Origin of the sequence: Escherichia sp. E4736 (genome assembly GCF_005781225.1) — a bacterium.
Taxonomy (GTDB): Bacteria; Pseudomonadota; Gammaproteobacteria; order Enterobacterales; family Enterobacteriaceae; genus Escherichia.
Genome location: NZ_VATT01000027.1, coordinates 80,131 through 95,726 on the forward strand (window position 1 = coordinate 80,131; position 15,596 = coordinate 95,726).

20 protein-coding genes are annotated in these 15,596 nt (G+C 51.8%); 14 read left to right on the plus strand and 6 right to left on the minus strand.

Features of this window, described 5'->3' with window-relative positions; translation table 11 throughout:
• Positions 1-9: 9 nt before the first annotated feature.
• The gene (crp, locus tag FEK46_RS16955; RefSeq protein ID WP_000242755.1) at positions 10-642 is read right to left on the minus strand and encodes a cAMP-activated global transcriptional regulator CRP; all 633 of its coding nucleotides are present in this window, start codon (positions 640-642) and stop codon (positions 10-12) included.
• 301 nt (positions 643-943) lie between these two features.
• Here crp and FEK46_RS16960 point away from each other — a divergent pair, with 301 nt between their 5' ends.
• Positions 944-1,348 carry an OsmC family protein gene (locus FEK46_RS16960; RefSeq protein WP_001148908.1) on the plus strand — a complete coding sequence of 135 codons (405 nt, stop codon included), beginning with the start codon at positions 944-946 and terminating at the stop codon, positions 1,346-1,348.
• A gap of 54 nt (positions 1,349-1,402) precedes the next feature.
• Here the strand turns inward: FEK46_RS16960 and FEK46_RS16965 are convergent, their stop codons facing one another.
• Genes FEK46_RS16965 through FEK46_RS16980 form a run of 4 tightly spaced genes read right to left on the minus strand, consistent with a single transcriptional unit; the run spans position 1,403 to position 5,473 of the window.
• Positions 1,403-2,272 carry a phosphoribulokinase gene (locus FEK46_RS16965; RefSeq protein WP_130261007.1) on the minus strand — a complete coding sequence of 290 codons (870 nt, stop codon included), beginning with the start codon at positions 2,270-2,272 and terminating at the stop codon, positions 1,403-1,405.
• 53 nt (positions 2,273-2,325) lie between these two features.
• A complete protein-coding gene (locus FEK46_RS16970; protein ID WP_135560258.1) occupies positions 2,326-2,544 on the minus strand; it encodes a YheU family protein in 219 nt (72 codons plus the stop codon).
• The gene (locus tag FEK46_RS16975; RefSeq protein WP_131161824.1) at positions 2,538-3,560 is read right to left on the minus strand and encodes a hydrolase; all 1,023 of its coding nucleotides are present in this window, start codon (positions 3,558-3,560) and stop codon (positions 2,538-2,540) included. Before FEK46_RS16975 ends, FEK46_RS16970 begins: the two co-directional genes overlap by 7 nt.
• Complete coding sequence (locus tag FEK46_RS16980; protein ID WP_135493041.1) at positions 3,560-5,473, minus strand: ABC transporter ATP-binding protein; 1,914 nt, start codon at positions 5,471-5,473, stop codon at positions 3,560-3,562. Before FEK46_RS16980 ends, FEK46_RS16975 begins: the two co-directional genes overlap by 1 nt.
• A 125-nt stretch (positions 5,474-5,598) precedes the next feature.
• Here FEK46_RS16980 and kefG point away from each other — a divergent pair, with 125 nt between their 5' ends.
• The 4 genes from kefG (at position 5,599) to slyD (ending at position 8,862) form a co-directional block, all read left to right on the plus strand.
• A complete protein-coding gene (gene kefG / locus FEK46_RS16985; RefSeq protein ID WP_001297514.1) occupies positions 5,599-6,150 on the plus strand; it encodes a glutathione-regulated potassium-efflux system ancillary protein KefG in 552 nt (183 codons plus the stop codon).
• Entirely contained in the window at positions 6,150-7,955 is a 1,806-nt protein-coding gene (gene kefB, locus FEK46_RS16990) for a glutathione-regulated potassium-efflux system protein KefB (protein ID WP_000399122.1), read from the plus strand. The genes kefG and kefB overlap by 1 nt, the downstream gene beginning before the upstream one ends.
• Positions 7,956-7,964: 9 nt before the next feature.
• Positions 7,965-8,165, plus strand: a complete 201-nt coding sequence (locus FEK46_RS16995) for a YheV family putative zinc ribbon protein (protein WP_001007734.1) — start codon at positions 7,965-7,967, stop codon at positions 8,163-8,165.
• Positions 8,166-8,259: 94 nt separating this feature from the next.
• On the plus strand, positions 8,260-8,862 hold the full coding sequence (gene slyD, locus FEK46_RS17000) for a peptidylprolyl isomerase (RefSeq protein ID WP_096245588.1): 603 nt from the start codon (positions 8,260-8,262) through the stop codon (positions 8,860-8,862).
• 49 nt (positions 8,863-8,911) lie between these two features.
• Here slyD and FEK46_RS17005 read toward each other — a convergent pair whose 3' ends face one another.
• Positions 8,912-9,130 (minus strand): protein SlyX, encoded by a 219-nt coding sequence (locus FEK46_RS17005; protein WP_064527535.1) that lies wholly within the window; start codon positions 9,128-9,130, stop codon positions 8,912-8,914.
• A gap of 220 nt (positions 9,131-9,350) precedes the next feature.
• Between FEK46_RS17005 and fkpA the strand changes: the two genes are divergently transcribed.
• From fkpA to FEK46_RS17050, 9 genes are all read left to right on the plus strand, one after another.
• Complete coding sequence (gene fkpA, locus FEK46_RS17010; RefSeq protein ID WP_130208921.1) at positions 9,351-10,163, plus strand: FKBP-type peptidyl-prolyl cis-trans isomerase; 813 nt, start codon at positions 9,351-9,353, stop codon at positions 10,161-10,163.
• A 166-nt stretch (positions 10,164-10,329) separates the two neighbouring features.
• Positions 10,330-11,052: a transcriptional regulator gene (locus tag FEK46_RS17015; RefSeq protein WP_000091466.1), complete on the plus strand. Its 723-nt coding sequence runs from the start codon at positions 10,330-10,332 to the stop codon at positions 11,050-11,052.
• Positions 11,052-11,438 carry a sulfurtransferase complex subunit TusD gene (tusD, locus tag FEK46_RS17020; protein WP_001209689.1) on the plus strand — a complete coding sequence of 129 codons (387 nt, stop codon included), beginning with the start codon at positions 11,052-11,054 and terminating at the stop codon, positions 11,436-11,438. The genes FEK46_RS17015 and tusD overlap by 1 nt, the downstream gene beginning before the upstream one ends.
• Positions 11,438-11,797, plus strand: a complete 360-nt coding sequence (gene tusC, locus FEK46_RS17025; RefSeq protein ID WP_135560257.1) for a sulfurtransferase complex subunit TusC — start codon at positions 11,438-11,440, stop codon at positions 11,795-11,797. Before tusD ends, tusC begins: the two co-directional genes overlap by 1 nt.
• Before the next feature lie 7 nt (positions 11,798-11,804).
• Positions 11,805-12,092, plus strand: a complete 288-nt coding sequence (tusB, locus tag FEK46_RS17030; RefSeq protein WP_130261004.1) for a sulfurtransferase complex subunit TusB — start codon at positions 11,805-11,807, stop codon at positions 12,090-12,092.
• Positions 12,093-12,217: 125 nt separating this feature from the next.
• Positions 12,218-12,592 carry a 30S ribosomal protein S12 gene (gene rpsL, locus FEK46_RS17035; RefSeq protein WP_000246815.1) on the plus strand — a complete coding sequence of 125 codons (375 nt, stop codon included), beginning with the start codon at positions 12,218-12,220 and terminating at the stop codon, positions 12,590-12,592.
• Positions 12,593-12,688: 96 nt separating this feature from the next.
• Positions 12,689-13,159, plus strand: coding sequence for a 30S ribosomal protein S7 (rpsG, locus tag FEK46_RS17040; protein ID WP_001138043.1), 471 nt, complete (start codon positions 12,689-12,691; stop codon positions 13,157-13,159).
• A gap of 96 nt (positions 13,160-13,255) precedes the next feature.
• On the plus strand, positions 13,256-15,370 hold the full coding sequence (gene fusA / locus FEK46_RS17045) for an elongation factor G (protein WP_001603897.1): 2,115 nt from the start codon (positions 13,256-13,258) through the stop codon (positions 15,368-15,370).
• Between the two features lie 70 nt (positions 15,371-15,440).
• A partial coding sequence (locus tag FEK46_RS17050; RefSeq protein ID WP_072103173.1) for a GTP-binding protein occupies positions 15,441-15,596 on the plus strand: 156 nt, incomplete at its 3' end.

Here is a 15,596-nt window from a genome sequence, read left to right on the forward strand (position 1 = left end):
CCGATGGGGTTAACGGGTGCCGTAAACGACGATGGTTTTCCCGTGTGCGGAGATCAGGTTCTGATCTTCCAGCATCTTCAGAATGCGCCCCACGGTTTCACGAGAACAGCCGACAATCTGACCGATTTCCTGACGGGTAATTTTAATTTGCATACCGTCCGGGTGAGTCATGGCATCGGGTTGTTTCGCCAGATTCAGCAGCGTCTGCGCGATGCGACCTGTAACGTCGAGGAAAGCGAGGTTGCCTACTTTCTCTGAAGTGACTTGCAGACGACGCGCCATCTGCGCGGAGAGACGCATCAGAATATCCGGGTTAACCTGAATTAATTGACGAAATTTTTTGTAGGAAATTTCAGCTACTTCACAGGCGGTTTTTGCACGTACCCATGCGCTACGTTCCTGGCCTTCTTCAAACAGGCCCAATTCGCCAATAAAATCACCCTGATTCAGATAGGAGAGGATCATTTCTTTACCCTCCTCGTCTTTGATCAGCACTGCCACAGAGCCTTTAACGATGTAGTACAGCGTTTCCGCTTTTTCACCCTGGTGAATAAGCGTGCTCTTGGATGGATACTTATGAATGTGGCAATGAGACAAGAACCATTCGAGAGTCGGGTCTGTTTGCGGTTTGCCAAGCACCATGCGCGGTTATCCTCTGTTATAAGCTTTCTCCAGAGCCAGAAAACGCCGCTGTCTCTGGGTTGCCGAAATGTGCTTCCCGCTACCTGGGAAGGGGCTATCAACTGAACTGCACGGTAATGTGACGTCCTTTACATACATGCAGTACATCAATGTATTACTGTAGCATCCTGACTGTTTTAGCATAGCTTTCGCTCTGTGTCTCCTGGTGTCTCGCTTCAGCATGACCCAGGTCGCCTTCCGTTGCGCGATTTGGTCAGTACGCGTACTCTGTCAGGAAAATTGACGCAATGGAGTTCCGATTATGCAAGCGCGTGTGAAGTGGGTTGAAGGGTTAACTTTTTTGGGTGAATCCGCCTCTGGTCACCAGATTTTAATGGATGGCAACTCTGGCGATAAAGCGCCAAGTCCGATGGAAATGGTGCTGATGGCGGCGGGTGGCTGTAGCGCCATTGATGTGGTTTCTATCCTGCAAAAAGGGCGTCAGGATGTGGTTGATTGTGAAGTAAAACTAACCTCTGAACGCCGCGAAGAGGCTCCGCGCCTGTTTACCCATATCAATTTGCATTTTATCGTCACCGGTCGCGACCTGAAGGACGCAGCGGTTGCGCGTGCGGTGGATCTCTCTGCTGAGAAATATTGTTCAGTGGCGCTGATGCTGGAAAAAGCCGTGAATATTACCCACTCGTATGAAGTGGTTGCCGCGTGATTTAACTACCCCGTTGTGACGCCGGATAGTATTTTATCCGGCTTATTAGCGGCGCTACTCGATTTTCTTCCCTTCCATCAGTCGTTGCACCAGCGGCAGCATAATTAACTCCATTGCCAGACCCATTTTGCCGCCCGGCACCACTAATGTATTGATGTGGGAAATGAATGAGCCCTGCAACATCGCTAGTAGCCAGGGGAAATCGATCCCTTCCAGATTACGAAAATGGATCACCACAAAGCTTTCATCCAGCGATGGTATGCCTTTTGCCGCGAACGGGTTTGAAGTGTCGACGGTGGGAACGCGCTGGAAGTTAAGATGGGTGCGGGAAAACTGCGGCGTGATGTAGTTGATATAGTCTTCCATTGAACGCACTACAGAGTCCATCACCGCTTCTCGTGAGTGCCCGCGCTCGCTGGTGTCGCGGATGAGTTTTTGAATCCACTCCAGGTTAACGATAGGCACTACGCCAACCAGTAAGTCTACATGCTGCGCAACGTTATGCTGTGGTGTGACCACGCCGCCGTGCAAACCTTCATAAAACAGCACATCGGTGGGTTCCGGTAGCGCCTGCCACGGGGTGAATGTGCCTGGCACCTGATTCCACGGCACGGCTTCGTCGTAGGTATGTAGATATTTGCGAGATTTCCCTTTGCCGCTCTGGCCGTATTCAATAAAGGTCTGTTCCAGCAGGCCGAAGTCGTTGGCTTCGGGACCGAAGTAGCTGATATGCCGCCCGGCGTCGCGCGCTTTGCGGATCGCCATGTCCATTTCCGGGCGGGTGTAGCGGTGAAAACTGTCGCCTTCCACCTCGGCGGCTTGCAGATTTAACTGGGCGAATATTTTACGAAACGCGAGGCTGGTGGTGGTAGTCCCCGCGCCGCTGGATCCTGTTACCGCAATGACCGGATGTTTGGCAGACATAGTAACTCCATGACTTGGCTATCATTATTATTTCGTCCGCCGACGGTTGCAGGTTATTCGCGAAACTGACTGCGCGGCATGATATTGACCGTCTCGTGCAGTTCCGACCAGACCAGTACCGCTTCTCCGCACTGTAGCTGGCGTTTGACGTCGGCGGCTTTCTGTTCAAGCGTACGCTCTTGTTCACCATAATCGGTGCCTTCACGTAACACAAAGCTTTCAATTAAATTTTCCAGCGTTTCAGGGGAGATGTCTTGCCAGGGAATCAACATGATTTCGCCTCCAGATACGTTGTTAACCAGTCAGGAATGCGTGACTCCAGCCACATTTGCGGGTGAAGTAATGTACCGCCAATAAAACCAACATGACCCCCATGTTCGGTCAGTTGATACTCTACTTGCGGAGGAAGATTTTCCGGTTTCGGGATCACCTGGTGATCCATAAACGGATCGTCTTTGGCGTGAATAATCAGCGTCGGTTTGGCGATCCGGTTCAGCATCGGCATGGCGCTACACTGACGATAATAGTCGATAGCGTCGGCGTAGCCGTGAATTCTGGCGGTGATCAGATCGTCAAATTCACGGATGCGACGTACCGATTTTAACTGCGCGAGATTAATCGGTAGCGTACCGGGGTAGGCCGCCAGCTTGCGCGCCGCATTGGCTTTTAGCAGGTTCAGCAAATAACGCTGATAAACGCGGGAAAAGCCCTTTTCCATATGGTAACTACAGGCTTCCAGCACAAACGGCGCGGAGACAATCACCGCCGCATCAATCGGGACATCATTACCTTCTTTAGCCAGCAGGCAAGCCAGCATATTACCGCCGAGCGAATAGCCGACGGCCGCCGTTGGCGCATGACCAAACTCACGTTGCAGCCAGCGTAAAAACCAACTGGCGTCTTCGGTTTCGCCCGAATGGTAAATGCGGTGCATGCGATTAGGTTCACCGCTGCATCCGCGAAAATGCATCACCACACCCAGCCAGCCGCGCTTTTTCGCCGCATCAACCAAGCCGTGGGCGTAAGGGCTATTGAGACTGCCTTCCAGACCATGAAACACCACCAGACGCGGTTTATGCTGCGCTTGTGTGGGATCTTCACTCCACGCGAGATCAACAAAATCGCCGTCGGGCAACTCCAGCCGCTGCCAGTGCGGAGTGAATTTCACCTGACGACGAAACAGACGCGGCAGCATGGTTTGTAGATGGCAATTGCTGAAACCGCGCATAGGGATGAATTCAGCACTGCTGCTGAATTCATTGGCATCGGTCGTCGTTATCTGTGCCATCAGTTGCTTTGGCCTTCCTGCAGCATCTGCTCAAGCTGCTCCTGGGCCTCCAGCCATGCCATTTCGCACTCTTCCAGCCCGGATTTAGCGCTCGCTTGTTGTTGCAGGCAGGCGGTCAGTTCCGCTTTACGGCTCTGGTCGTACAGTTCGCTGTCGCCGAGTTTCTCTTCCGCCTGCGCCAGTTGCGCGTTCAGCTTCTCCATCTCTTTTTCCAGACGGGCAATCTCTTTACGCAGTGGCTGGGTTTGCGCACGCAGCTCCGCTTCCCGACGCTTCTGATCTTTACGTGCCTGGGCGCTGTTCGCGTTCTCTTTTGGCGCGTCGTCGGTCTGGTTTTCCTGCTTTTGTACGTCGCTCAACCACTGTTGATAATCTTCCAGATCACCGTCGAACGGTTCGACTTTACGATCGTGAACCAGATAGAGATCGTCAGTGGTGGAACGCAGCAAATGACGGTCGTGCGAGACGACAACCAGCGCACCTTCGAACTCGATTAATGCTTCGGTGAGTGCCTGACGCATGTCGAGATCAAGGTGGTTGGTCGGTTCGTCGAGCAGCAGCAGATTCGGGCGCTGCCAGACAATTAATGCCAGCACCAGGCGGGCTTTTTCACCACCGGAGAAGCGGCGCGTTTCTTCCGTCACTTTATCGCCCTGGAAACCAAAGCCGCCGAGATAGTCACGCAGTTTTTGCTCCAGCTCCTGCGGCGCTAAACGTGCCAGATGTTGAATAGGCGATTCGTCGGCGCGCAGGTATTCCAGTTGATGCTGGGCGAAGTAGCCGAGTTTGATCCCTTTCGCCAGACCAATTTCACCGCTGACTGGCGCAAGTTCTCCGGCTAACAGTTTGATTAATGTCGATTTACCCGCGCCATTGCGGCCTAACAGACCAATGCGCGAACCGGGGACCAGATTCAGTTTAATCGAGTCGAGAATAATGCGATCGCCATAGCCCGCACTGACTTTTTCCATCTTCAGTAACGGATTTGGCAGGCTTTCCGGCGCGCGGAAGCTAAAGCGGAACGGGTTGTCGACGTGCGCAGGGGCAATCAGCTCCATACGCTCGAGCATCTTAATGCGACTCTGGGCCTGCTTCGCTTTGGTGGCTTTGGCACGGAAACGGTCGATATAACTTTGCAGATGCGCCACGCGTTCCTGCTGGCTTTCGTACATCGCCTGTTGCTGCGCCAGACGGGTGGCGCGCTGCACTTCAAACGAGCTGTAGTTACCGGTGTACTCGAACATGCTTTGTTGTTCGATATGAATAATTTTATCAACGATCGGATCGAGGAAGTCGCGGTCGTGAGAGATCAGGATCAGCGTGCCCTGATAGCTCTTCAGCCATTTTTCCAGCCAGATAACGGCATCGAGATCGAGGTGGTTAGTTGGTTCGTCGAGCAGCAGTAAGTCTGAACGGCAAATCAGCGCCTGGGCAAGGTTAAGACGCATACGCCAGCCACCGGAGAAATCACTCACCGGGCGCTCCAGTTGTTCATTGCTGAAACCGAGGCCGTGCAGCAGGCTGGCGGCGCGGGAGCGAATACTCCATGCGTCGATAGCATCCAGCTTGCCATGAATGGTCGCAATGGCGTGCCCATCGTTACGTTCATTGGCGTCGTGTAGTTGCGCTTCCAGTTGGCGATATTCACGGTCGCCATCAATGACATATTCCAGCGCCGCTTGCGGCAGTGCCGGCGTTTCCTGATTCACCCACGCCAGTTGCCAGTTTCCCGGAAAGGTGTAGCTGCCGCCGTCGGCGCTGATTTCATTTTTCAGCAATGCCAGCAGGGTAGATTTACCACAGCCGTTTTTACCCACCAGGCCGACTTTCTGCCCGGGGTTGATGGTGGCGGTGGCATTATCCAGCAGGACGCGCACGCCGCGACGAATTTGTAACGAGGAGAAAACAATCATAAGGCGCCGTATGTTCAGACTATGTTAACTTATCATTATGATAATGTATGGGCGAGCTGCCGCACCGGGCGCAATGGTAGCCCAAAACAGCGACTATACACAAAAACCATACCGGGAGGGGGATGATGTCTCAGCCAGCGAAAGTTTTGCTGCTGTATGCCCATCCGGAATCTCAGGACTCGGTGGCAAACCGGGTACTGCTTAAACCGGCCACGCAGCTCAGCAATGTTACCGTGCACGACCTTTACGCGCACTATCCCGATTTTTTTATTGATATCCCCCGTGAGCAGGCATTACTGCGCGAGCACGAGGTGATTGTCTTTCAGCATCCTCTTTATACCTATAGCTGCCCGGCGCTACTGAAAGAGTGGCTGGACCGGGTATTAAGTCGTGGTTTTGCCAGCGGGCCGGGGGGAAACCAACTGGCGGGAAAGTACTGGCGTAGCGTGATTACCACCGGCGAGCCGGAAAGTGCTTACCGTTATGACGCATTGAATCGCTACCCGATGAGCGATGTTCTGCGCCCCTTTGAACTGGCGGCGGGCATGTGTCGGATGCATTGGTTAAGCCCCATCATTATTTACTGGGCGAGACGGCAAAGCGCACAGGAGCTGGCGAGCCACGCCAGAGCCTACGGTGACTGGCTGGCAAATCCACTGTCTCCAGGAGGCCGCTGATGGAAGGTTCCGATTTTTTACTCGCAGGAGTGCTGTTTCTCTTCGCGGCGGTAGCTGCTGTGCCGTTGGCATCGCGGCTGGGTATTGGCGCTGTGTTGGGATATTTGCTGGCAGGGATTGCAATTGGCCCGTGGGGACTGGGGTTTATTAGCGACGTCGATGAGATCCTCCATTTTTCAGAGCTCGGCGTGGTATTCCTGATGTTTATCATCGGCCTGGAGTTGAATCCCTCCAAGCTTTGGCAACTGCGGCGTTCGATTTTTGGCGTAGGCGCGGCACAGGTGCTGTTAAGCGCGGCGTTGCTGGCGGGATTATTGATGCTGACGGATTTCGCCTGGCAGGCGGCAGTGGTCGGTGGCATTGGCCTTGCGATGTCTTCAACTGCAATGGCGTTGCAATTGATGCGTGAGAAAGGGATGAATCGCAGCGAATCCGGCCAGTTAGGTTTCTCGGTGTTACTGTTTCAGGATCTGGCAGTGATCCCGGCACTGGCGTTAGTGCCGTTGTTGGCGGGGTCAGCAGATGAACATTTCGACTGGATGAAGATCGGCATGAAGGTGCTGGCGTTTGTCGGCATGCTGATTGGCGGGCGCTATTTACTGCGTCCGGTATTCCGCTTTATTGCAGCTTCTGGCGTGCGGGAAGTGTTCACCGCCGCGACGCTGCTGCTGGTGTTGGGTTCCGCATTGTTTATGGATGCGCTGGGACTGTCGATGGCGCTCGGTACGTTTATTGCAGGCGTGCTGCTGGCGGAAAGTGAATATCGCCATGAACTGGAAACGGCAATCGATCCGTTTAAGGGGTTGCTGCTCGGGCTATTTTTTATCTCGGTCGGGATGTCGCTCAACCTCGGGGTGCTTTATACCCATCTGTTGTGGGTAGTGATAAGCGTGGTTGTGCTGGTGGCGGTGAAAATTCTCGTGCTGTATCTACTGGCGCGACTGTATGGCGTGCGTAGCTCAGAGCGAATGCAGTTTGCTGGTGTATTGAGTCAGGGTGGTGAGTTTGCCTTTGTACTCTTTTCTACCGCTTCTTCACAACGCTTATTCCAGGGCGACCAGATGGCGCTGTTGCTGGTGACGGTGACGCTTTCCATGATGACCACGCCGCTGCTGATGAAGCTGGTGGATAAATGGCTATCCCGCCAGTTTAACGGACCGGAAGAAGAAGACGAAAAACCGTGGGTCAACGATGATAAACCGCAGGTCATTGTCGTGGGCTTTGGGCGTTTTGGTCAGGTGATTGGTCGTTTGCTGATGGCAAATAAAATGCGCATTACTGTGCTGGAGCGGGATATCAGCGCTGTTAACCTGATGCGTAAATATGGCTACAAAGTTTATTACGGCGACGCCACGCAGGTAGATCTTTTACGTTCTGCGGGTGCAGAGGCCGCTGAGTCTATCGTCATTACCTGTAACGAGCCGGAAGACACCATGAAGCTGGTGGAGATTTGCCAGCAACACTTCCCGCATTTGCATATTCTTGCGCGAGCGCGCGGACGTGTGGAAGCGCATGAGTTATTACAGGCAGGGGTGACGCAGTTTTCTCGTGAGACATTCTCCAGTGCGTTAGAGCTGGGGCGCAAAACTCTGGTCACGCTTGGGATGCACCCGCATCAGGCACAGCGGGCGCAACTGCATTTTCGCCGCCTGGATATGCGAATGCTGCGGGAGTTAATCCCGATGCATGCTGATACCGTACAAATTTCTCGCGCCAGGGAAGCCCGACGCGAACTGGAAGAGATTTTCCAGCGTGAGATGCAACAAGAACGACGCCAGCTGGACGGCTGGGATGAATTTGAGTAGAGGGTAAAGATGGCAATCCGAAAACGTTTTATCGCGGGCGCAAAATGCCCGGCCTGTCAGGCGCAAGATTCCATGGCGATGTGGCGCGAAAATAATATTGATATTGTTGAATGTGTTAAGTGTGGACACCAGATGCGTGAAGTCGATAAAGAAGCCCGCGATCACGTTCGCAAAGATGAACAAGTGATCGGGATTTTTCATCCGGACTAGCGATATGCGCCGAGTTTTTTTAAGCTAGTGAGTACACGGCTGCAGAATTCCGCTACAATCTGCGCCACTATTCTTCCCATGCTCAGGAGATATCATGAAAGTAGCAAAAGACCTGGTGGTCAGCCTGGCCTATCAGGTACGTACAGAAGACGGTGTGTTGGTTGATGAGTCTCCGGTGAGTGCGCCGCTGGACTATCTGCATGGTCACGGTTCCCTGATCTCTGGCTTGGAAACAGCGCTGGAAGGTCATGAAGTTGGCGACAAATTTGATGTCGCTGTTGGCGCGAACGACGCTTACGGTCAGTACGACGAAAACCTGGTGCAGCGCGTTCCTAAAGACGTATTTATGGGCGTTGATGAACTGCAGGTAGGTATGCGTTTCCTGGCTGAAACCGACCAGGGTCCAGTACCGGTTGAAATCACTGCGGTTGAAGACGATCACGTTGTGGTTGACGGTAACCACATGCTGGCTGGTCAGAATCTGAAATTCAACGTTGAAGTTGTGGCGATTCGCGAAGCGACTGAAGAAGAACTGGCTCATGGTCACGTTCACGGTGCGCACGATCATCACCACGATCATCACCACGATCACGACCACGACGGTTGCTGCGGCGGTCATGGCCACGATCACGGTCATGAACACGGTGGCGAAGGCTGCTGTGGCGGTAAAGGTAACGGCGGTTGCGGTTGCCACTAATACCGAAAAAGTGACAAAAAAGCGGGGAATCCCCGCTTTTTTTTACGCCTCAATAATGCGGCGGTGGCGTTTCTTCAGCCTGCGACGCGATGTTCGACGGCTGGCTGGCTTTTAACTTCTCGGTCAGCAGACGCAGATGATCGCGCAGTTTCGCCATCTCCATTTCATGAGCGGTCACCGTGACGTTCAGTTCTTCAATGGTGATTTCCTGAAAAGCCAGCCGGCTCTCCAGTTCTGCCAGGCGTGCTTCCAAAGTTAAATCCTGCATGATTCACCTCTTTTGTCGAATGGTCGCCGCGGATTCTACTTAACTTTGCTGCCCGAGACAGCACTCATTTCGCAGTCATCGAAACTAATTTAAACAAAAAGAGTCTGAAAATAGATGATAATAGGGCGTATCTGTATGTAGATTTGTTCGACAACGTTTTATAGTACCTTTCTGATAATAGTTAACCCAGGGGTGAGATGCCCCGATCCTGGAGATATGGATGAAATCACTGTTTAAAGTAACGCTGCTGGCGACCACAATGGCCGTTGCCCTGCATGCACCAATCACTTTTGCTGCCGAAGCGGCGAAACCAACTGCAACTGCTGACAGCAAAGCAGCGTTCAAAAATGACGATCAGAAATCAGCTTACGCGCTGGGTGCTTCGCTCGGTCGTTACATGGACAATTCTCTGAAAGAACAAGAAAAGCTGGGCATCAAACTGGATAAAGATCAGCTAATCGCGGGTGTTCAGGATGCATTTGCTGATAAAAGCAAACTCTCCGATCAAGAGATCGAACAGACTCTGCAAGCGTTTGAAGCACGCGTGAAGTCCTCCGCTCAGGCGAAGATGGAAAAAGATGCTGCTGATAACGAAGCGAAAGGTAAAGAGTACCGCGAGAAATTTGCCAAAGAGAAAGGTGTAAAAACCTCTTCAACTGGCCTGGTTTATCAGGTAGTGGAAGCTGGTAAAGGCGAAGCACCGAAAGACAGCGATACTGTAGTAGTGAACTACAAAGGTACGCTGATCGACGGTAAAGAGTTCGATAACTCATACACCCGTGGTGAACCGCTCTCGTTCCGTCTGGACGGCGTGATCCCTGGCTGGACTGAAGGTCTGAAGAACATCAAGAAAGGCGGTAAGATCAAACTGGTTATTCCACCAGAGCTGGCTTACGGCAAAGCGGGCGTTCCGGGGATCCCACCGAACTCTACTCTGGTATTTGACGTAGAACTGCTGGATGTGAAACCAGCACCGAAGGCTGATACGAAGCCAGAAGCAGATGCTAAAGCAGCAGATTCTGCTAAAAAATAAGCATTAAAAACCGCCGCCTGACCAGGCGGCGGTTTTTTTATTGCAGGCCGGATATAATTAGTGCTGGAAAGCGGAACCTCCGCTGTATTAATTTAATTACCCGCATCATTAATGAGCCTGCCCTGAAAAGTTAACGACAGGCTCCTGAAAAGGAGTGTTTTTTTTCATGTCCAGGTCGCTTTTAACCAACGAAACCAGTGAGTTGGATTTACTGGATCAACGTCCTTTCGACCAGACCGATTTTGATATTCTGAAATCCTACGAAGCGGTGGTGGACGGGTTAGCGATGCTCATTGGTTCCCACTGTGAAATCGTTTTGCACTCTTTGCAGGATTTAAAATGTTCAGCCATTCGTATTGCCAACGGCGAACATACAGGCCGGAAGATTGGCTCGCCAATTACCGATCTGGCACTGCGTATGCTGCACGACATGACGGGAGCGGATAGCAGCGTTTCTAAATGCTACTTTACTCGCGCCAAAAGCGGCGTATTAATGAAGTCCCTGACCATCGCGATTCGTAACCGCGAACAGCGTGTAATTGGTCTGCTGTGCATCAATATGAATCTTGATGTTCCCTTCTCGCAGATTATGAGCACTTTTGTGCCGCCAGAAACCCCGGACGTCGGTTCAAGTGTCAACTTTGCGTCTTCGGTTGAAGATCTGGTTACCCAAACACTGGAGTTCACCATTGAAGAAGTGAACGCCGATCGTAATGTTTCTAATAACGCCAAAAATCGTCAAATCGTGTTGAATCTTTACGAGAAAGGCATTTTCGATATCAAAGATGCGATCAACCAGGTTGCTGATCGTCTCAACATCTCCAAACATACTGTTTATCTCTATATCCGTCAGTTCAAGAGCGGTGATTTCCAGGGGCAAGATAAGTAATGCGTTTTGCCATCGTGGTGACCGGGCCAGCATACGGAACGCAACAGGCGAGTAGTGCTTTTCAGTTTGCACAGGCGCTGATAGCAGAAGGCCATGAGTTGAGTAGCGTCTTTTTCTACCGGGAAGGGGTCTATAACGCTAACCAATTGACCTCACCGGCAAGCGACGAATTTGACCTTGTGCGCGGCTGGCAACAGTTGAATGCGCAACATGGCGTGGCACTGAATATCTGCGTAGCGGCAGCGTTACGCCGCGGTATCGTCGATGAAACTGAAGCAGGAAGACTGGGGCTGGCCTCGTCAAACCTTCAGCCGGGATTTACCTTAAGCGGACTTGGCGCTCTGGCAGAAGCCTCGCTAACCTGTGACAGGGTGGTACAGTTCTGATGAAACGAATAGCGTTTGTCTTTTCTACTGCGCCTCATGGCACCGCGGCTGGTCGCGAGGGATTAGATGCTTTACTGGCAACTTCCGCTTTAACTGACGATCTGGCCGTCTTCTTTATCGCCGATGGCGTTTTTCAGCTTCTGCCAGGACAAAAGCCCGATGCGGTGCTGGCGCGTGATTACATTGCCACTTTTAAATTGTTGGATCTGTACGACATTGAACAGTGCTGGGTTTGTGCGGCTTCTCTGCGCGAGCGCGGGTTAGATCCGCAGACACCATTTGTTGTCGAAGCCACGCCGCTTGAAGCAGAAGCCTTATGCAGCGAACTCGGTAACTACGATGTTATTTTGAGATTTTGAGGCGTACATGCTGCACACATTACATCGCTCACCCTGGCTGACAGATTTTCCTGCGCTGCTGCGTCTGCTCAGTGAGGGCGACGAACTGCTGTTATTGCAGGATGGCGTAACTGCCGCAGTTGACGGCAACCGCTACCTTGAAAGTCTGCGTAATGCCCCCATTAAGGTTTATGCCCTGAACGAAGACCTCATTGCCCGCGGTTTGAGTGCTCAAATTTCGAACGATATCATCCCAATTGACTATACTGATTTCGTCAGACTTACGGTTAAGCACACCAGCCAGATGGCCTGGTGACGGCGGGATCGTTGTATATTTCTTGACACCTTTTCGACACCGCCCTAAAATTCGGCGTCCTCATATTGTGTGAGGACGTTTTATTACGTGTTTACGAAGCAAAAGCTAAAACCAGGAGCTATTTAATGGCAACAGTTAACCAGCTGGTACGCAAACCACGTGCTCGCAAAGTTGCGAAAAGCAACGTGCCTGCGCTGGAAGCATGCCCGCAAAAACGTGGCGTATGTACCCGTGTATATACTACCACCCCTAAAAAACCGAACTCCGCACTGCGTAAAGTATGCCGTGTTCGTCTGACTAACGGTTTCGAAGTGACTTCCTACATCGGTGGTGAAGGTCACAACCTGCAGGAGCACTCCGTGATCCTGATCCGTGGCGGTCGTGTTAAAGACCTCCCGGGTGTTCGTTACCACACCGTACGTGGTGCGCTTGACTGCTCCGGCGTTAAAGACCGTAAGCAGGCTCGTTCCAAGTATGGCGTGAAGCGTCCTAAGGCTTAATGGTTCTCCGTTAAGTAAGGCCAAACGTTTTAACTTAAATGTCAAACTAAACTCGTAGAGTTTTGGACAATCCTGAATTAACAACGGAGTATTTCCATGCCACGTCGTCGCGTCATTGGTCAGCGTAAAATTCTGCCGGATCCGAAGTTCGGATCAGAACTGCTGGCTAAATTTGTAAATATCCTGATGGTAGATGGTAAAAAATCTACTGCTGAATCTATCGTATACAGCGCGCTGGAGACCCTGGCTCAGCGCTCTGGTAAATCTGAACTGGAAGCATTCGAAGTAGCTCTCGAAAACGTGCGCCCGACTGTAGAAGTTAAGTCTCGCCGCGTTGGTGGTTCTACTTATCAGGTACCAGTTGAAGTCCGTCCGGTTCGTCGTAATGCTCTGGCAATGCGTTGGATCGTTGAAGCTGCTCGTAAACGCGGTGATAAATCCATGGCTCTGCGCCTGGCGAACGAACTTTCCGATGCTGCAGAAAACAAAGGTACTGCAGTTAAGAAACGTGAAGACGTTCACCGTATGGCCGAAGCCAACAAGGCGTTCGCACACTACCGTTGGTAATCCCTTCGGAGTTTTAGTCACCAGGCGGGCGCTTCCAGTAAGCAGCCCGCTTTGGGCTACTTAAATTGAACGCCTAAAAGATAAACGAGGAAACAAATGGCTCGTACAACACCCATCGCACGTTACCGTAACATCGGTATCAGTGCGCACATCGACGCCGGTAAAACCACTACTACCGAACGTATTCTGTTCTACACCGGTGTAAACCATAAAATCGGTGAAGTTCATGACGGCGCTGCAACCATGGACTGGATGGAGCAGGAGCAGGAACGTGGTATTACCATCACTTCCGCTGCAACTACTGCATTCTGGTCTGGTATGGCTAAGCAGTATGAGCCGCATCGCATCAACATCATCGACACCCCGGGGCACGTTGACTTCACAATCGAAGTAGAACGTTCCATGCGTGTTCTCGATGGTGCGGTAATGGTTTACTGCGCAGTTGGTGGTGTTCAGCCGCAGTCTGAAACCGTATGGCGTCAGGCAAACAAATATAAAGTTCCGCGCATTGCGTTCGTTAACAAAATGGACCGCATGGGTGCGAACTTCCTGAAAGTTGTTAACCAGATCAAAACCCGTCTGGGCGCGAACCCGGTTCCGCTGCAGCTGGCGATTGGTGCTGAAGAACATTTCACCGGTGTTGTTGACCTGGTGAAAATGAAAGCTATCAACTGGAACGACGCTGACCAGGGCGTAACCTTCGAATACGAAGATATCCCGGCAGACATGGTTGAACTGGCTAACGAATGGCACCAGAACCTGATCGAATCCGCAGCTGAAGCTTCTGAAGAGCTGATGGAAAAATACCTGGGTGGTGAAGAACTGACTGAAGAAGAGATTAAAGGTGCTCTGCGTCAGCGCGTTCTGAACAACGAAATCATCCTGGTAACCTGTGGTTCTGCGTTCAAGAACAAAGGTGTTCAGGCGATGCTGGATGCGGTAATTGATTACCTGCCATCCCCGGTTGACGTACCTGCGATCAACGGTATCCTGGACGACGGTAAAGACACTCCGGCTGAACGTCACGCAAGTGATGACGAGCCGTTCTCTGCACTGGCGTTCAAAATCGCTACCGACCCGTTTGTTGGTAACCTGACCTTCTTCCGTGTTTACTCCGGTGTGGTTAACTCTGGTGATACCGTACTGAACTCCGTGAAAGCTGCACGTGAGCGTTTCGGTCGTATCGTTCAGATGCACGCTAACAAACGTGAAGAGATCAAAGAAGTTCGCGCGGGTGACATCGCTGCTGCAATCGGTCTGAAAGACGTAACCACTGGTGACACCCTGTGTGACCCGGATGCGCCGATCATTCTGGAACGTATGGAATTCCCTGAGCCGGTAATCTCCATCGCAGTTGAACCGAAAACCAAAGCTGACCAGGAAAAAATGGGTCTGGCTCTGGGCCGTCTGGCTAAAGAAGACCCGTCTTTCCGTGTATGGACTGACGAAGAATCTAACCAGACCATCATCGCGGGTATGGGCGAACTGCACCTCGACATCATCGTTGACCGTATGAAGCGTGAATTCAACGTTGAAGCGAACGTAGGTAAACCGCAGGTTGCTTACCGTGAAACTATCCGCCAGAAAGTTACCGATGTTGAAGGTAAACACGCGAAACAGTCTGGTGGTCGTGGTCAGTATGGTCATGTTGTTATCGACATGTACCCGCTGGAGCCGGGTTCAAACCCGAAAGGCTACGAGTTCATCAACGACATTAAAGGTGGTGTAATCCCTGGCGAATACATCCCGGCCGTTGATAAAGGTATCCAGGAACAGCTGAAAGCAGGTCCGCTGGCAGGCTACCCGGTAGTAGACATGGGTGTTCGTCTGCACTTCGGTTCTTACCATGACGTTGACTCCTCTGAACTGGCGTTTAAACTGGCTGCTTCTATCGCCTTTAAAGAAGGCTTTAAGAAAGCGAAACCAGTTCTGCTTGAGCCGATCATGAAGGTTGAAGTAGAAACTCCAGAAGAGAACACCGGTGACGTTATCGGTGACTTGAGCCGTCGTCGTGGTATGCTCAAAGGTCAGGAATCTGAAGTTACTGGCGTTAAGATCCACGCTGAAGTACCGCTGTCTGAAATGTTCGGATACGCAACTCAGCTGCGTTCTCTGACCAAAGGTCGTGCATCATACACCATGGAATTCCTGAAGTATGATGAAGCGCCGAGTAACGTTGCTCAGGCCGTAATTGAAGCCCGTGGTAAATAAGCCTAAGGGTTAATACCAAAGTCCCGTGCTCTCTCCTGAAGGGGAGAGCACTATAGTAAGGAATATAGCCGTGTCTAAAGAAAAATTTGAACGTACAAAACCGCACGTTAACGTTGGTACTATCGGCCACGTTGACCACGGTAAAACTACTCTGACCGCTGCAATCACCACCGTACTGGCTAAAACCTACGGCGGTGCTGCTCGTGCATTCGACCAGATCGATAAC

What these genes read in the sequence shown, in the direction of transcription:
- crp (WP_000242755.1), bottom strand. Translation starts at nt 642, where the DNA reads ATGGTGCTTGGCAAACCGCAAACAGACCCGACTCTCGAATGGTTCTTG.
- FEK46_RS16960 (WP_001148908.1), top strand. Translation starts at nt 944, where the DNA reads ATGCAAGCGCGTGTGAAGTGGGTTGAAGGGTTAACTTTTTTGGGTGAA.
- FEK46_RS16965 (WP_130261007.1), bottom strand. Translation starts at nt 2,272, where the DNA reads ATGTCTGCCAAACATCCGGTCATTGCGGTAACAGGATCCAGCGGCGCG.
- FEK46_RS16970 (WP_135560258.1), bottom strand. Translation starts at nt 2,544, where the DNA reads ATGTTGATTCCCTGGCAAGACATCTCCCCTGAAACGCTGGAAAATTTA.
- FEK46_RS16975 (WP_131161824.1), bottom strand. Translation starts at nt 3,560, where the DNA reads ATGGCACAGATAACGACGACCGATGCCAATGAATTCAGCAGCAGTGCT.
- FEK46_RS16980 (WP_135493041.1), bottom strand. Translation starts at nt 5,473, where the DNA reads ATGATTGTTTTCTCCTCGTTACAAATTCGTCGCGGCGTGCGCGTCCTG.
- kefG (WP_001297514.1), top strand. Translation starts at nt 5,599, where the DNA reads ATGTCTCAGCCAGCGAAAGTTTTGCTGCTGTATGCCCATCCGGAATCT.
- kefB (WP_000399122.1), top strand. Translation starts at nt 6,150, where the DNA reads ATGGAAGGTTCCGATTTTTTACTCGCAGGAGTGCTGTTTCTCTTCGCG.
- FEK46_RS16995 (WP_001007734.1), top strand. Translation starts at nt 7,965, where the DNA reads ATGGCAATCCGAAAACGTTTTATCGCGGGCGCAAAATGCCCGGCCTGT.
- slyD (WP_096245588.1), top strand. Translation starts at nt 8,260, where the DNA reads ATGAAAGTAGCAAAAGACCTGGTGGTCAGCCTGGCCTATCAGGTACGT.
- FEK46_RS17005 (WP_064527535.1), bottom strand. Translation starts at nt 9,130, where the DNA reads ATGCAGGATTTAACTTTGGAAGCACGCCTGGCAGAACTGGAGAGCCGG.
- fkpA (WP_130208921.1), top strand. Translation starts at nt 9,351, where the DNA reads ATGAAATCACTGTTTAAAGTAACGCTGCTGGCGACCACAATGGCCGTT.
- FEK46_RS17015 (WP_000091466.1), top strand. Translation starts at nt 10,330, where the DNA reads ATGTCCAGGTCGCTTTTAACCAACGAAACCAGTGAGTTGGATTTACTG.
- tusD (WP_001209689.1), top strand. Translation starts at nt 11,052, where the DNA reads ATGCGTTTTGCCATCGTGGTGACCGGGCCAGCATACGGAACGCAACAG.
- tusC (WP_135560257.1), top strand. Translation starts at nt 11,438, where the DNA reads ATGAAACGAATAGCGTTTGTCTTTTCTACTGCGCCTCATGGCACCGCG.
- tusB (WP_130261004.1), top strand. Translation starts at nt 11,805, where the DNA reads ATGCTGCACACATTACATCGCTCACCCTGGCTGACAGATTTTCCTGCG.
- rpsL (WP_000246815.1), top strand. Translation starts at nt 12,218, where the DNA reads ATGGCAACAGTTAACCAGCTGGTACGCAAACCACGTGCTCGCAAAGTT.
- rpsG (WP_001138043.1), top strand. Translation starts at nt 12,689, where the DNA reads ATGCCACGTCGTCGCGTCATTGGTCAGCGTAAAATTCTGCCGGATCCG.
- fusA (WP_001603897.1), top strand. Translation starts at nt 13,256, where the DNA reads ATGGCTCGTACAACACCCATCGCACGTTACCGTAACATCGGTATCAGT.